This window comes from Thermomonospora curvata DSM 43183 (assembly GCF_000024385.1).
Lineage (GTDB): Bacteria > Actinomycetota > Actinomycetes > Streptosporangiales > Streptosporangiaceae > Thermomonospora > Thermomonospora curvata.
Window position 1 is genome coordinate 527,994 of sequence record NC_013510.1, and the last position, 14,475, is coordinate 542,468.

The 14,475-nt window shown below is 70.8% G+C and carries 19 protein-coding genes and 2 tRNA genes; 11 read left to right on the forward strand and 10 right to left on the reverse strand.

Annotated features, from left to right (window positions below):
* Positions 1-77 precede the first annotated feature (77 nt).
* Positions 78-830 carry a site-specific integrase gene (locus tag TCUR_RS02245; protein ID WP_052305376.1) on the forward strand — a complete coding sequence of 251 codons (753 nt, stop codon included), beginning with the start codon at positions 78-80 and terminating at the stop codon, positions 828-830.
* A gap of 107 nt (positions 831-937) precedes the next feature.
* On the opposite strand, the gene TCUR_RS02250 is transcribed toward TCUR_RS02245, so the two are convergent.
* From TCUR_RS02250 to TCUR_RS02260, 3 genes are all read right to left on the reverse strand, one after another.
* Positions 938-1,011 (reverse strand) — tRNA-Phe (locus TCUR_RS02250).
* Positions 1,012-1,024: 13 nt separating this feature from the next.
* Positions 1,025-1,102, reverse strand: a tRNA-Asp gene (locus TCUR_RS02255).
* 132 nt (positions 1,103-1,234) lie between these two features.
* A complete protein-coding gene (locus TCUR_RS02260; RefSeq protein WP_012850842.1) occupies positions 1,235-2,596 on the reverse strand; it encodes a sensor histidine kinase in 1,362 nt (453 codons plus the stop codon).
* 1,207 nt (positions 2,597-3,803) lie between these two features.
* On the opposite strand from TCUR_RS02260, the gene TCUR_RS02265 reads away from it, so the two are divergent.
* From TCUR_RS02265 to TCUR_RS02285, 6 genes are all read left to right on the forward strand, one after another.
* Positions 3,804-4,043, forward strand: coding sequence for an EF-hand domain-containing protein (locus tag TCUR_RS02265; protein ID WP_012850844.1), 240 nt, complete (start codon positions 3,804-3,806; stop codon positions 4,041-4,043).
* 506 nt (positions 4,044-4,549) lie between these two features.
* Positions 4,550-4,630, forward strand: coding sequence for a putative leader peptide (locus tag TCUR_RS28535; protein ID WP_353745268.1), 81 nt, complete (start codon positions 4,550-4,552; stop codon positions 4,628-4,630).
* 47 nt (positions 4,631-4,677) lie between these two features.
* The gene (locus tag TCUR_RS02270) at positions 4,678-5,499 is read left to right on the forward strand and encodes an ABC transporter permease (protein WP_012850845.1); all 822 of its coding nucleotides are present in this window, start codon (positions 4,678-4,680) and stop codon (positions 5,497-5,499) included.
* Complete coding sequence (locus TCUR_RS02275; RefSeq protein WP_012850846.1) at positions 5,475-6,209, forward strand: ABC transporter ATP-binding protein; 735 nt, start codon at positions 5,475-5,477, stop codon at positions 6,207-6,209. The genes TCUR_RS02270 and TCUR_RS02275 overlap by 25 nt, the downstream gene beginning before the upstream one ends.
* Complete coding sequence (locus tag TCUR_RS02280) at positions 6,206-7,198, forward strand: ABC transporter substrate-binding protein (RefSeq protein WP_012850847.1); 993 nt, start codon at positions 6,206-6,208, stop codon at positions 7,196-7,198. Before TCUR_RS02275 ends, TCUR_RS02280 begins: the two co-directional genes overlap by 4 nt.
* A gap of 14 nt (positions 7,199-7,212) precedes the next feature.
* Positions 7,213-8,376: an LLM class flavin-dependent oxidoreductase gene (locus TCUR_RS02285; protein ID WP_012850848.1), complete on the forward strand. Its 1,164-nt coding sequence runs from the start codon at positions 7,213-7,215 to the stop codon at positions 8,374-8,376.
* 124 nt (positions 8,377-8,500) lie between these two features.
* On the opposite strand, the gene TCUR_RS02290 is transcribed toward TCUR_RS02285, so the two are convergent.
* The 7 genes from TCUR_RS02290 to TCUR_RS28540 all read right to left on the reverse strand — a co-directional run bounded on the left by TCUR_RS02290 (position 8,501) and on the right by TCUR_RS28540 (position 11,904).
* A complete protein-coding gene (locus TCUR_RS02290; RefSeq protein ID WP_012850849.1) occupies positions 8,501-9,205 on the reverse strand; it encodes a dienelactone hydrolase family protein in 705 nt (234 codons plus the stop codon).
* 73 nt (positions 9,206-9,278) lie between these two features.
* Positions 9,279-9,563, reverse strand: a complete 285-nt coding sequence (locus TCUR_RS02295) for a putative quinol monooxygenase (RefSeq protein WP_012850850.1) — start codon at positions 9,561-9,563, stop codon at positions 9,279-9,281.
* Between the two features lie 242 nt (positions 9,564-9,805).
* Positions 9,806-10,318, reverse strand: coding sequence for a flavin reductase family protein (locus TCUR_RS02300; RefSeq protein WP_012850851.1), 513 nt, complete (start codon positions 10,316-10,318; stop codon positions 9,806-9,808).
* Positions 10,315-10,827, reverse strand: coding sequence for an NADPH-dependent FMN reductase (locus TCUR_RS02305; protein WP_012850852.1), 513 nt, complete (start codon positions 10,825-10,827; stop codon positions 10,315-10,317). Before TCUR_RS02305 ends, TCUR_RS02300 begins: the two co-directional genes overlap by 4 nt.
* A complete protein-coding gene (locus TCUR_RS02310) occupies positions 10,824-11,315 on the reverse strand; it encodes a rhodanese-like domain-containing protein (protein WP_012850853.1) in 492 nt (163 codons plus the stop codon). The genes TCUR_RS02305 and TCUR_RS02310 overlap by 4 nt, the downstream gene beginning before the upstream one ends.
* A complete protein-coding gene (locus TCUR_RS02315; protein WP_012850854.1) occupies positions 11,309-11,767 on the reverse strand; it encodes a cysteine dioxygenase in 459 nt (152 codons plus the stop codon). Before TCUR_RS02315 ends, TCUR_RS02310 begins: the two co-directional genes overlap by 7 nt.
* On the reverse strand, positions 11,764-11,904 hold the full coding sequence (locus TCUR_RS28540) for a putative leader peptide (protein WP_353745266.1): 141 nt from the start codon (positions 11,902-11,904) through the stop codon (positions 11,764-11,766). Before TCUR_RS28540 ends, TCUR_RS02315 begins: the two co-directional genes overlap by 4 nt.
* Positions 11,905-12,015: 111 nt before the next feature.
* Between TCUR_RS28540 and TCUR_RS24550 the strand changes: the two genes are divergently transcribed.
* The 4 genes from TCUR_RS24550 (at position 12,016) to TCUR_RS28545 (ending at position 14,204) form a co-directional block, all read left to right on the forward strand.
* Positions 12,016-12,195, forward strand: coding sequence for a hypothetical protein (locus TCUR_RS24550; RefSeq protein WP_052305377.1), 180 nt, complete (start codon positions 12,016-12,018; stop codon positions 12,193-12,195).
* 617 nt (positions 12,196-12,812) lie between these two features.
* Complete coding sequence (locus tag TCUR_RS26195) at positions 12,813-13,172, forward strand: WXG100-like domain-containing protein (RefSeq protein WP_052305378.1); 360 nt, start codon at positions 12,813-12,815, stop codon at positions 13,170-13,172.
* A gap of 256 nt (positions 13,173-13,428) precedes the next feature.
* Positions 13,429-13,755, forward strand: coding sequence for a hypothetical protein (locus TCUR_RS26200; protein WP_148232898.1), 327 nt, complete (start codon positions 13,429-13,431; stop codon positions 13,753-13,755).
* 41 nt (positions 13,756-13,796) lie between these two features.
* Complete coding sequence (locus TCUR_RS28545) at positions 13,797-14,204, forward strand: SUKH-3 domain-containing protein (protein WP_425358357.1); 408 nt, start codon at positions 13,797-13,799, stop codon at positions 14,202-14,204.
* Positions 14,205-14,475 lie beyond the last annotated feature (271 nt).

A 14,475-nucleotide genomic window follows, 5' to 3' on the forward strand; every position in this document is an offset into this window, starting at 1 on the left:
ACGGGGTGGACGCCGCCCGTCCGGTGCCGCGTTGCTGTGCTCGCAAGGGCGGGGAGTGCTGCCGGTCCCATCTGTCCATGCGGATGGTCCAGTTCATTCATGCTGTGCTGCGGAACGCCCTGGAAAACGCGGTGCGTGAGGAGATCATCCCGCGCAACGTCGCCAAGCTGGTCCGGGTCGGCGCACCGAAGTACAAGGTCAATCGCGGCCTCACCGTCGATCAGGCCCGCGCGGTTCTCCAGGCGGCCAGAGGCGAACGGCTGTATGTCCTCTACGTCCTGGCGCTGTGTCTGGGCCTGCGGTGCGGGGAGCTGCTCGGCCTGCGCCGGCAGGACATCACCCTTGTCCCCTGCCGGGCCTGCGATGGGGAGGACGGCGAGATCGGCGGTGCCGACTGCGAGGTCTGCGCCGGCAACGGAGTGGAAAGCGGCACGCTTGAAGTGGTTCAGACCCTGCAGCGGGTCGGGGGAGCGCTGCGGTTCGTCCGTCCGAAGACCGAAGGCTCGGAGCGGACCATTCCGCTGCCCGCTCTGTGCATCACGGCGCTATGCGAACACAGGATCCGCCAGCAGGCCGAACGGGCGGACGCCTGGCCGGACTGGCAGGATCACGGGCTGGTTTTCCCCTCCCGCGTCGGCACTCCCATGGAGCCGGACAACCTTCGCCAGAGCTGGGACCGAATCCGCCGCGCCGCTGGCCTGGAGGGGGTGCGTTTTCACGACATGAGGCACACGTGTGTGTCCCTGCGCTTCACCTGGGTGTCGCGCCGGATGTCGTCCGCCAGATCGCCGGGCACAGCGATCTCTCTACACTCACACGTCCCTGGATGAGAAACGGGCGGCGCTGGGGAAGCTGGGGGTGTTCTCAGCTGAAGACGTTGCCGTCAAAAACGCCCCGGGCCCGGTGGCTTCGGGGCGTTTGTGCTGGTGGATGGGTGTGGGCAGGGGCGGGGTCGAACCGCCGACCTTCCGCTTTTCAGGCGGACGCTCGTACCAACTGAGCTACCTGCCCAAGGCTTGCGCCTTGGCGGTCCTGACGGGATTTGAACCCGCGACCTCCACCTTGACAGGGTGGCGAGCACTCCTAACTGCTCCACAGGACCTTGGGTTTTGCCGAGGCTGTGTCTCGAGGGGTGTTCCCCGAACGAGTGGTGCTGCCGGGCAACGATCGAGAGCATACGCGATGGCCGGGACATGCGCCAAATCGATATTGCGGGGCGTGAGGGGAGCGGAGATCAGCGCGGCCGGTCGTGGGTTGCCAGCAGGGGCAGGCGCAGGACCAGGCGGGCGCCCTGCGGGCTGTCCTCGGCGGCCAGGGTGCCGCCGTGGGCGGCGGCGGTCTGGCGGGCGATGGGCAGGCCCAGGCCGGTGCCGCCGGCGTCGCGGTTGCGGGCGGCGTCCAGGCGGGCGAAGCGCTGGAAGACGGTTTCGCGGTGTTCGGGGGGGATGCCCGCGCCGTCGTCCAGGACCTCCATGACGGCCGTGCCGTTTTCGGCGCGCAAGGTGACCCGGATCTCGGAGTTGGCGTGGCGTTCGGCGTTGTCCAGCAGGTTGACCAGCAGGCGGGTCAGGCGCAGCGGGTCGCCGCGGACCATCACCTCGGGGGCCAGGTCGGTGTGCACGGGGACCCGGCGGGGCTGGCGGGCGATCTCGGAGGCGATCAGGCCGGTCAGGTTCACCTCCTCGCCGACGTGCTCGGGTTTGGAGTCCAGGGCGGCCAGCTCCAGCAGGTCGGTCACGATGGCCTGCAGGCGGTTCAGGCTTTCCAGGACGTCGGTGGCCATCGCCGGCCAGTCGGTCTCGTCCGGGTACAGCAGCGCCTCCTCGACCCGGGCTCGGGCGGCGGCGATGGGGGTGCGCAGGTCGTGGGAGGCGTCGGCGGTGAAGCGCCGCATCTGGACGAGCGCGGCGTCCAGGCGTTGCAGGGTGGCGTTGACGGTCTGGGCGAGCAGCCTGATCTCGTCGCGGCTTTCCGGGACGGGGACGCGGCGGCCGGCGTCGGAGGCGGTGATCTCGGCGAGCTCGGCCCGGATCGCCTCCACCGGCGCCAGCGTCCGGTTGATCGTGCGGGAGGTGACGGCCATGACGAGCAGGATCAGCAGCAGGGACAGCGCCACCAGGAAGGCCACCAGCGCCCCGCTCACATACCAGGGGACGGTCCGGTTCGCCGCGTACACCGTCCGTTCGCCGCTCGGCGTGTAGACCTGGAAGCCGACGACGTCCATGCACGCGTCCATGCCTCGCGGCGGGCACAGTTCCCGGTGGGCGACGGCGCTGGCGCCGGTGGGCCGGAAGTCGGCCATCGGCGGCTTGCCGGCCAGTTGCCCGGTGGCCGAGATCACCCGGCCGGAGGGGTCGACCACTTGGATGGCGGTGCCGTCCGGCTGGGCGGGCAGGACGCGGGGCGGGTCCTCGCGCTGGAGGTGGCGGGTCACCGACAGCGCCGTCTCGAAGGTCTGGGCGCGCTGCTGGTCCGCGGCCTCGCCGCGGATGCCCATGATGACCAGCAGGCCGGCCAGCAGGCACATCAGCGCCATGCTGCCGCCGGCCATCAGCGGCAGCCGCGCTCGCAGCGGCCATCCCTTCGTCGTGATCACCAGCGCCTCCCGTGGATGGCTCACGTCCACCCTTATCGGCTGGGGTGACCGGAGGAACGCCCCCAAAGACCATGAACGGGCAAATAATTCGGCGTCGGGGCCACGGCGGGAGGCGCAAGGCGATCATGAGGTGGAGGGGTCAGCGGGTGCGGCGCAGGGCGGCGTATTGCACCGCCGCGAAGCCCGCGACCACCGCGGCCTGGAGCGGCGCCCACACCCGGCCCGCCGGGTTCAGCGCCGGCCGCCGTGACGCTGAGGACCGTCCACAGCAGGTTGATCTCCACGACGGCCGGGGCGGCGCCGCGCCTGATCCGGGCGGGCGTGGACACCGCCCCCATGGCGACCGCATAGAGCAGCAGGAACGCCCCGACGGCCCGGGGGCCGGTCCCAGCAGGTCCTCCAGCGGCCCGGCCAGTGCCAGGTAGGCCGGCCCGTTGACCCCGGTGATCAGGGCGGCGGCCCGCAGCAGCCTGCGGCCGTCGGTGAACAGGCCTCCGGCGGCGGGACGGAGGGTGCTCATGACGTTCTCCTTCCGGCGGGTTCGCTGCGACGCCATGGACGCGCCGTGAGGGCCGCGATTACCCGCCGGGTCATCGGTGGACGTCGCGGCGGGGGCGCCTGCGAGCCGGCCGGCGGGGCGGCAGGCGCCCGAGGGCCGTGGGGGCTGTGCGAGGAGGCGGTGTCCTTGCCGCTTGGGGGCACGGTGCGGCACCGGGCCTTTTCAGCACGCCGTTTCCGCAGCTCAGTACGGGTGCGTCGCGGTCAGGGAGGAGGCGGTGACCGGCACCGTGCGTGGTTGGGGCTCCCGCCCAGCCGCTTGAGGCCGCGTGTTGAAAAGGGCCACCGCGTCGGGGCACGTCGGTGTTTCGTCAGGGCCGCCGGTAGGAACGGGTCGGCTCATCGGGCGCCGCGCCCGGCGCCCGCGGATCCGAACCGGCGGGCGGCGGCGTTGACGCTCTGACACGGCCGTCATCCCGCCGGTCCGCGCCGTGGCGTTGTGCGCCGTCACAGCCTTGCCGCCCCCGGCGGCTGCCGTATGACGGATTCGGCTTCGAAACGAGCACGGAACGTCATCGCGGTCCCGCACGTCATAGCCGTAAACGTCGTCCGTGTGCAGTCCGTTGGGGGGATATGAACGTGTTGCCGCTGGTACGCCCGCTCAATGTGTCATGATGCCGAGAATTACCCGGACACAGTGAGGAGTGATATGACCGCCGAATCGATCGAGGGTGGCCTCAGCAACGCGTTCCGGCGGGTTGACGTGGACGGCGACGGCAAGCTGGACCTGATGGGCTTCACGCTGGTCCTGGAAGAGCTGGGCCTGTCGTGGTCCAGGGCCGAGACCCAGGAGCGCTTTGAGCGGGCCGACAGCAACCGCGACGGCTTGATCTCCCTGGACGAGCTGCGCGCCATGCTGGCCTCCTACAACCTGACCGGCGCCGCCTGACCGGCCCGAACCGGCGCCATGGCCCGGTCGCGCAGCTGCGGAGAGCGGATGCGTCCAGTTGCCGGGGACGCATCCCTTCCGCACCGCTCTCACGGCGTTCCCAAGAGCATCCGGCTGGGGCGCCGGGGAGAGCGGACGGCCGGGACCGACTGCGGCGCATCGAGGCGTCCTGGCCGTTGCCGGACGAAAACGATACGCCATCGCCCCGTACCGGCGTCACCGGGGGTGGATGCTCCGTCCCTCGGCACGGGTGCCGGACGTGCCCGCCGTGGGGACGGAGACTTCCCCGGGAGCCCATCGGCCCGGTTCGAACGCCGGGACCGGGCCGGGTGACGGGTAGCGGGCCGGCGTCGCCGGCCTTTTGAACCGCTCTCCGCCCAGAGAAGCCCGTGATGGGGGATTTTCAAAGTATCTCTATTGATTTGGTAGGAAAAGTTGGGCATTCTGGTGGAGTGCGTACCACCCAGCACCCCCCGTCCGGCCCCTCGGCGGCGGCCGGGTCCGGCATGACCTTCGCGGCCTTGCGGCTTGTCGCGCGCCTGCACGTCGACCTGCGGCGGCAGGCCAGCGCGCTGTGTCCGCGCTGAACCGTCCCGACGTCCCCTGACCGGCTCATCGGAAGGCTTGCTCGACCATGTCCGCACCCTCGATCGACCTGGCCCGCCCGGCCGGCCGCGTTCGGAACGTTCCGATCCGGCTGCCGCGCGGAGCCCTGCTGCGCGCGGCCAGCCCGCTGGCGCTGCTGGTGCTCTGGCAGCTCGCCAGCTCCACCGGCCTGCTGTCGGACCGGCTGCTGGCCGCCCCGTCCACCATCGCCGCCACCGCCCTCGACCTGCTGCAGGACGGCACGCTGACCGGCGCGATCGGCGTCTCGCTGCGGCGGGCCGCGCTCGGCTTCGCGCTCGGCGCCATCGCCGGCATCGGGCTGGCCCTGATCGCCGGGCTCAGCCGGCTCGGCGAACACGCCGTCGACCCGCCCATGCAGATGCTGCGCGCCCTGCCGCTGTTCGGGCTGATCCCGCTGTTCATCCTGTGGTTCGGCATCGGGGAGACGCCCAAGATCGCCCTGGTCGCCTTCGGCGTCGCCTTCCCCCTGTACCTGAACACCTACGCCGGCATCCGCGGGGTGGACGCCAAGCTCGCCGAGCTGGGCAAGGTGCTGCGGCTGAGCCGCGCCGCCCTGATCCGGCACATCGTGCTGCCCGGCGCGCTGCCGCAGACCCTGGTGGGGCTGCGGCAGAGCCTGGGCGTGGCCTGGCTGGCCCTGATCGTCGCCGAGCAGATCAACGCCAACCAGGGCCTGGGCTTCATGATCAACGACGCCCGGGAGTTCCTGCGCACCGACATCGTCGTGGTCGGCCTGCTCACCTACGCGGCGCTCGGCCTGCTCACCGACGCCTTCGTGCGGCTGCTGGAAAGGAGGGCGCTGTCGTGGCGACGTCAGTTCCTGGGGTGACCACGCAGCCGGCCGCCCGGGTGTCCGGGCTGGTCAAGCGGTTCGGCGACCGCACCGTCCTGGACGGGGTGGACCTGCGGATCGAACGCGGGGAGTTCGTCGCCCTGCTGGGCCGCAGCGGCTCGGGCAAGTCCACCCTGCTGCGCGCCCTGGCCGGGCTGGAGCCGATCTCCGGCGGCGAGCTGGAGGTCCCCGGCACGGTCTCGGTGGCCTTCCAAGAGCCCCGCCTGGTGCCCTGGAAGCGGGTGGCCGCCAACGTCGCGCTCGGCCTGGACGTCCCCGACCCGCGCAAGGCGGCCGAGGAGGCGCTCGCCGAGGTCGGGCTGCGCGGCCACCGCGACGCCTGGCCGCTGACGCTGTCCGGCGGCGAGGCCCAGCGGGTCTCGCTGGCCCGCGCCCTGGTGCGCAACCCCAGCCTGCTGCTGCTGGACGAGCCGTTCAGCGCCCTGGACGCGCTGACCCGCATCAACGTCCACCGCCTGGTGCTGGACCTGTGGGAGCGGCACCGCCCGGGCGTGCTGCTGGTCACCCACGACGTGGACGAGGCGCTGCTGCTGGCCGACCGCGTCCTGGTGCTGGAAAACGGGCGGATCGGCCACGAGACGACCGTCGGCCTGGAACGCCCCCGCCACCGCGACAACACCGAACTGATCAGACTGCGCGCCGTGCTGCTGGAGCGGCTCGGCGTCAACCCTGAAGGAACCGCATGAAAAGGCGCATCATCGCCCTGCTGGCCGCACTGTCCCTCACCGTGACGGCGGTCTCGGCCTGCGGCGGCTCCGACGAGGAGGCCGCCTCCGGCACCGGTGACCCCTCCAAGGTGACGCTGACCATCGGCGACCAGAAGGGCGCCAGCCTGCAGTCCCTGCTGAAGGCCGCCGGCCAGCTCGATGACACCCCCTACAAGGTGAACTGGTCGCTGTTCACCTCCGGGCCGCCGATCCTGGAGGCCATCAACGCCGGCTCGGTGGACTTCGGCCTGGTCGGCAACGCCCCGCCGGTGTTCGCCGCGGCCGCCCGCTCCAAGATCGTGATCATCGGCGCCACCGAGATCTCCCTGGAGGGCCAGGCCGTGGTGGTGCCCGGCGACTCGGCCATCAAGACCCCCGCCGAGTTGCGCGGCAAGAAGGTCGCCGTGGCCAAGGGCAGCTCCGCCCACTACCACCTGGTGCAGGTGCTGAAGAAGAACGGCCTGTCCTACGGCGACATCCAGCCGCAGTACCTGCAGCCCGCCGACGCCCTGGCCGCGCTGTCGGGCGGACGGGTGGACGCCTGGGCCATCTGGGAGCCCTACACCGCCCAGGCCGAGACCCAGGAGGGAGTGCGGATCATCGCCGACGGCAACGGCTACGTCAACGGCTACAACTTCCAGATCACCTCCGAGGCGGCCCTCAAGGACGCCGACAAGACCGCGGCCCTGAAGGACTTCCTCGGCCGCTACCACAAGGCGGTGCTGTGGGCCAACGACCACCCCAAGGAGTGGGCCGAGCTGTGGGCCGCCGACACCGGCCTGCCCGTGGACGTCGCCGAGCAGGCCCACCGCCGGCGGCTGGCCACGATCCTGCGCATCGACGACGAGGTGGTCACCGAGGAGCAGCGGGTGGCCGACGCGTTCAGTGAGCTGAAGCTGATCCCCGGCAAGGTCGAGATCGCCGACTTCTTCGATCGCCGCTTCAACGACATCGTCGAGGCCAAGTAAAGGACACACACCCCATGACGCTGAAATTCCACTGGTTCCTGCCCACCTTCGGCGACGGCCGCACCCTCAACGGCGGCGGCGGGCACAACGTCCCCCGCGACGCATCGGGGCTCGCCGCGCGCCCCGGCACCGCCGACCGCGAGCGCCGTCCCACCCTGGAGTACCTGGCCCAGATCGCCCGTGCGGCCGAGAACCTCGGCTTCGACGCCGTCCTCACCCCCACCGGCACCTGGTGCGAGGACGCCTGGATCACCGCCTCGGCGCTGATCTCCGAGACCCGCCGGCTGCGTTTCCTGGTGGCCTTCCGCCCCGGCCTCACCTCGCCCACCCTGGCCGCCCAGATGGCCGCCACCTACCAGCGGATGTCGGGCGGGCGGCTGCTGATGAACGTGGTCACCGGCGGGGAGAAGACCGAGCAGGCCCGCTTCGGCGACCACCTCTCCCACGCCGAGCGCTACGCCCGCACCGACGAGTTCCTGACCGTGGTGCGCGGCGCCTGGAGCGGCGAGCCGTTCGACTTCAGCGGCAAGTACTACCAGGTGGAGGGCGCCACCGTCGCCGGCGGCGTCGACCCGGTCCCCGAGCTGTACTTCGGCGGCTCCTCCAAGCCCGCCGGCCCCGTGGCCGCCCGGCATGTGGACGTCTACCTGACCTGGGGCGAGCCGCCGGAGCAGGTCGCCGAGAAGATCGCCTGGATCCGCAAGCTGGCCGCCCAGGAGGGCCGCATCCTGCGCTTCGGCATCCGGCTGCACGCCATCACCCGCGACACCTCCGAGGAGGCCTGGAAGGAGGCCGACCGGCTGCTGAAGGCCATCGACCCGGCCACCTTCGCCAAGGCGCAAAAGGCCCTGGCCGCCAGCGAGTCGGTCGGCCAGCAGCGGATGCTCGCCCTGCACGAGAACTTCCGGGCCTTCGGCGGCTCCACCCGCGACCTGGAGATCTACCCCAACCTGTGGGCGGGCATCGGCCTGGTGCGCGGCGGCGCCGGCACCGCCCTGGTCGGCAGCCACTCGGAGGTCGCCGACCGCATCGAGGAGTACGCCGAGCTGGGCATCACCGAGTTCATCATGTCCGGCTACCCGCACCTGGAGGAGGCCTACTGGTTCGGTGAGGGCGTCCTGCCCGAGCTTCAGCGTCGCGGCTTCCTGGCCTCCGAGCCCTTGAAGGCCACCGCCTGACCGGGACGATCCACGCCCGGGTCGGGCGATCCTCCTCACGGGCGCCGAAGTATCGCCCGACCCGACGATTGAGCGCCGCCCCCGCTTCTGGGGGGGCGGCGCTCGCCCGTTTTCCGCGTCCCGTTCAGCAGGGCAGGTGGCGCTCCAGGAAGCGCTCGGTGAGCGACCAGGCCCGTTCGGCGTGCTCCGGCTGGTGGAACATGGGGGCCTCCCAGTTGTGGAAGGCGTGCCCGGCCTCTTCCTGGACGTGGATCTCGACGTTCGGCATCGGCGCCACCGCCTCCTCCACCGCGGCGATCTGCTCGCGCGGGATGTAGGGGTCGGAGCCGCCGAAGTGGAACTGCAGCGGGCAGGTGATCCGCCCGGCCAGCTCCAGGGCGGAGGGCACGCCCGAGCCGTAGAAGGAGACCGCGGCGGCCAGCTCCGACCGCCGCGCCGCCAGGTGGTAGGCCATCGTCCCGCCCAGGCAGAACCCGAGCACGCCCGCGGCCCCGGTCACCTCCGGCAGCTCCCGCAGGCGGTCGAACGCGGCGCTCAGGTCGGCCACCCCTGCCTCGAGCTGGAAACGGGAGGCGAGCTTCAGCGACTGCTGCAGCCCTTCCTCGTCGTGCTCGGCGGCCCACCCCGGCTGCAGCCGCCAGAACAGGTCGGGCGCGCCGACCACGTACCCGCGCGCGGCCAGCTTCTCGGCCACCCCGCGGATGTACTTGCCCACCCCGTAGATCTCCTGGATGAGCAGCAGCCCCGGCCCGCGCCCCCGCTCGGGCACCCACAGGTGCATGTCGAACGCGCCGTCGTCCACGGCCACCGATTCGGTCCGGGTCTGCATGGGGGGCTCCTCGAGGTCGGCTCTCACTTTGTGGATCTTCGATGGTACGGACGGGCGGCCGCCCGCGGGGCGCTCACGCCGGTTCCACGGCGGCGATCCGGTACCTGCTGACCTGGGCGTCCCTGATGGCTGAGGTCTGGTCCTCGTCCGGCCCCGTGCCGCGGAAGGCCTCCAGGGCGGCGTCGGACTCCCAGCGTTCGAACACGTTGATCCGCTCGGGGTCGATGGGGTCCGCGGACAGCGTGAAATCCAGGCAGCCGGGCGCCGAGCGCGCCGCCTCGATCACCGGGCGGCACCCGGCCAGGTAGTCCTCCCGCGCCCCGGCCCGGAGGCGTATCCAGCCGGCCACGATGATCATGCGTCCTCCCTCGGGCCGCGACGGCGCAGGACGCCGCTGCGCTTTTGGGGCGCATGCTCTCATAAGCCCATGACAGCGGCCTTCGGCGCTGCAGGCGTCCCGGGCCGACCGCGATGTACCCGCCCCGAGCCGCACGAGCGGCGCATTGAAAGCCGCCCGCACGCGCTTCGGCCCGGTCACCCAAGCCATGACCGGGCCGAAGCAGGAGACACCGCGGCGTCCACCCCCGCCGCGGTGGGCCTTTAAGGGTGCGGGATGAAGCGTCCGAAGCGGCCGTGGTGGTACAGCAGCGGGGTGCCGCCGTGGCCGGTGCGGGCGCCGATGACCAGGCCGACCATCAGGCAGTGGTCGCCGATCTCGGTGACGCTGTGGGGGACGGCCAGCAGGTGGGCGGTGACCTCCTCCAGCAGGGGGACGCCGCCGGGGCCGGGCCGCCAGGCCGTGGGGACGCCGAAGCGGTCCACGTCGTCGCGGGTGAAGCGGGTGGCGATCGGTGCCTGGTGGCCGGCCAGCAGGTTGACCGCGAGCAGCTCGGCCTCGGCCAGGCCGGGCCAGGCCGGCGAGGAGCGCTCGATGCAGAAGGACACCAGCGGCGGGTCCAGGCTGACGGAGGAGAAGGAGGTCGCGGTCTGCCCGATGGGGTGCCCGTGGGCGTCCCGGGCGGTGACCACGACGACCCCGGAGGCGTGCTTGGCGATCGTGCGGCGGAACCGGCGGGTGCTCACCGGCGGGTGGCGGGTCAGCGTCCTGGTCATGACGCCGCCTCCCGGGGGATCTGCGGGGCGGTCCGCTCGGCCCACTCGCCCAGCACCTTCTCCAGCTCGGGCAGCTGGGATTCCAGCAGGGCCAGGCCGGGGGTGGGCACGTGGGCGCCCAGCTCCACCAGCAGCGGGCGCAGGTGGACCTCCACCGCCAGGGCGTGCTGCGGGGCGCCCATCACCAGCAACGGCAGCGCGGTCGTCCCCGCCAGCGCCCCGGAGGGCAGCAGGTCCAGGAACGACTTGAGCAGGCCCGTGTAGGTGCCCTTGTAGGTGGGGCTGGCGACCACCAGCACGTGGGCGTCGGCGACGGTCTTGAGCGCGGCGTCCAGGTCGGCGGTGGGGTCGGAGGCGTACAGCTGGGCGGCGAGCGCGGACAGGTCGATGACCTCCCGCGGGCCGTCCCAGCCGATGCGGTCGGCGATGGCGCCGGCGGCCGCGGTGGCGGCCCGGTGGGTGCGGGAGGCCGCGCGGGGGTTGCCGACCAGCGTGACCAGACTGCTCATCGCGACCTCCGTGCGGGACGGGCGTTCATCACAGGCTCCGGGGGAAGGGTCGGGTAGGTGGGGTCGGGGGCGGCCGCATGGGGCGCGCCGGTGGTGGGCAGCCCGGCGGCCCGCCAGGCGCGGTAGCCGCCGATCACGTCGGTGGCGCGGGTCAGGCCCAGCTCGTGCAGGGACGCGGCGGCCAGGCTGGAGGTGTAGCCCTCGGCGCACAGCACGATGACGCGCACGTCGTAGCCGGTCGCCTGGGGCAACCGGGCCGGGCTGGCCGGGTCGAACCGCCACTCCAGCACGTTGCGCTCGATGATCAGCGAGCCGGGCACCTCGCCTTCGGCGGCGCGGTGGGCCTGCGGGCGGATGTCCACCAGCAGCGCCTGGCCCCGGCTGAACTCCCGGTGGGCCTCGGCGGGCTCCAGCCGGTCCAGGCGCCGCCGCGCCGCCTGGAGGATCTCTTCGATGGAGCGCGCTTGCGGCGGACGGACGGTCACCATTGGTCGGCCCGTTCCACGGCGAGGCGCACCAGCCGGCCGGCGGGGGTGAGGTCGTAGCGGTTCATCGAGGTCAGCGGCGGCGAGTAGACGTGCACGCTGACCGCCGGGGCCTGGGTGGTGTTGGCGACCTCGTGGATGTGGTCGGCGCCGAACTCGCGGAACTGGCCCACGGTGAGGGTGCGCCGGGTGTGCAGGTCGTATTCGTCCAGGCTGCCGAGGGCCACCGCGAAGGCGCCGCGGGAGCCGCCGTGGTCGTGCAGGCCGGTGGACTGGCCGGGCATCCAGCTCAGCAGCCAGACCTCGTGGTGCTCGTCGTGGTGCAGGCGTTCGTACCAGCGTTCGGGGATGTTGAGCCGGACCCGGTGGATCCATTCCTGCGGGGCGGCGGCCAGGGTGCGGGCGATCTCGGCCGGGCGCAGGTGGGCGGGTGCGATCGGAGTGCTCAAGGTCATGCGTTTCCTGTCGGTGCGTGGTGTCGGCGGTCGTGGGGGACGGCCGGTCGACACAGCGCGCTCGCCTGCCGGCACAGGTCGACGTGGCGGCGCAGCCATCGAAGGACACCGGAACGCATGTCCTCACCATCCCACATATTCCCTAGTTAGTCAATGGGAAAAGTCGTATATCTCGTTCGGGATTGCCCGCCGCCCAGCGGGTATGCCCAGCCCACCACCTGTGAGCTGCACGGTCGGGGGAACGGCTCATGCGAGGGGCTGCCTGCCGCACCAGGAAGGCCAAGGCGCTCGCCGCCGCCCTGCAGGCGGGCCTTCCGGGGCGCGTGGTGGACGAGGATCAGCGTCCCATCCGGCGCCGGCACACCTGGCTGGTCAGCTTGAGCACCGCCATCTCCGCGGGCGGCGCTGGTCGTATCGGCAGCAGGTAGAAGTCGATCGGTACCTCAGAACATAGGTCGAACGCCCCGTCACAACCGCGGGCGTGATAGCGGATGCGGTCGTCTTCCGGTCCGTGCGGAAGCGCGGGCAGGTCATGAGCGCCCCGCCCCGCTCGAGAATCCGCACCACCCCTGTCGGGAAGTCATGACTCACTTCCACGACGTCCCCATAGGCGTCGACTCTCGCCCCGGGGCCGCCGCGGCGACCTCCACGTCCAGGCCGGCGAACCCCGTGTGAGGCCGGTGAGGAAATAGGCGTACGCCGACCCGGCTTTGATGACGGTCTCGTCATCCAGATGGATGACGAGGGGCTTTGCTTCCTTCTCCATCAGGTAGGCCTGCCCATAGTTCACCCACAGCGGGATTTCCATTCGCTGCATGCCTTGCCCGCCGCCGGCCTCCTCGCGACCATCGTCCCTCATACCCCGGAAGGCCGGCCCCAGGCGGTCTCGACCAGGCCGGATTGCGCAGCAGGCCGCTTGCTGAGCAGGATCCCTGTTGAGGAACGGTGTCGATCCTGCCGGGGAGATCGCCGCCTTCGTGCACTCTTCATCGTGGATGCTGCGGGCTAATTGCGATAGTAAAGGCATTCCGTTTTGGAGGATACGGTGCGCGATGCCGAAGCCGTCGCTCGCCGTGTCTGGACGGACCATCAGGGCGAGGAATTCAGCGCCTTTCAACAGGCTTGGACCGCCGAAGACGCCGCTGCACAGAATCTCAAGACGGCGAGCCGGAGCTGCATGGCCGCAGGTCTTGGTCTCTTCCTGGCCGCCGGTGTGGTGCTGGCACTGAAGATCAGCGTCATCATCCAGCTCATCATACTGGCCATTCAGATCGCGCAGGCCATCGCCACTGCGGCCGTCACCTTCGGCGCATCTCTCGCACAGATACCGATCTTCAGGATCATCACGAAGATGATCATCGACATGCTCATCGACCAGGCCATTGGAGCCCTCCTTGGGCAGTAAGAACAAAGGCCGAGGAGGCCAGGGGCGTCGGGGCGGTCGCGGTGGCGGTCAGATTCCCGGCCGGGGCGCCATGGTCGACCTCGTCAATTCTCAGGGCGGGATGCCCCTGGGGAGCGGCCGAGGCGGCGGGCCGCCCGGTACCCCGCCCGGCGGCGGTGGCAGACCCGACATGACGCCGCAAGAGCGTGACGCTCTGGCCCGCGAACGAGCCAGGAGGTTCGCTGACAAGAGGCAACGGGAAGGACGAGAGCAAGGCGTGGCCGAGGCGATCGTGACACGTGACGGCCACGTTTTCGAAGCCAGCAGTTCAGATACTCCCTATCCGGTGTTCGATCCGCAGGTGAAGCGCATCATCGACCGGGCCAACCCTCAAGAGGAGTGGCACGGTCACTGCGCTCTTCCCCGGGCCATCGAGGATGCTCTCACCCAAAACCCCGACTGGACCATCGACCGCTTTCGCGGCGCCTCCGTCGGTGCCGCACGCATTGCACCAGAGGGCAGCCGCAGGCATGGTGAATATGTAGGTCCCTGCAGGAGCTGTCTGCCCCTTTTTGACGAGCTTGAGCTTAGGAGGGCGATATGAGCGCTGAAGCGTACCATTGGCCACCCGAGGTCACCGCTCATATGACTGCGGCTGGCTGGTCACCAGAGCGGCGGGTCGACGTGAGTGCCTGGGAAGAAGAACTCAGCCGGACCAGTGGGTTCCGCATGCACACAGCCGCCGCTCGTTTCCTGGCCGAGTTCGGAGGGCTCAAGGTGCCCGAGGGGCCCAACGAGCCGGGTCAGCAGGTCGCTTCGGATGAATTCGACCTGGATCCCCTCGAGGGGGAGAAGATGCGGCCTTACTTCCAGAGGGTCGGCCGTGCCGCCGTCGGAGAGCTTTACCCGATCGGAAGCGTCGCAGGAGGCCACGCGCTCCTTGCCATCGATGAAGCGGAAACCGTCTTCATGTTGTTCGGTGACCACTGTCGGCGCATAGGCGTTGGAAGAGAGGCGATCGCCAACCTCATCCTCGGCCGAAGGCCCCAGTGAGGTTTTCTCAACGAAATTGAACGGGATGCACCGGGACGAAGTGCGCACCGGGGACACCGGGAGCGTTGGGGGACGTTGCCTCGTTTCTCCCTGAAAGCCGCAAAGTCCCCGGCAGGACGGCCTTTGCGAGCAGATCAGTCCACTACCCAGGGGCTTTGCGTTAGTCCCCTATCGTGGCCATGCTCGACGTTCCCCGTCCCGTGATCAAATACCCGGCCCGGCTGCCGGCCACCCACCGCCGCCGGATCGGCACCCCCAAAGGTTCCCGGGC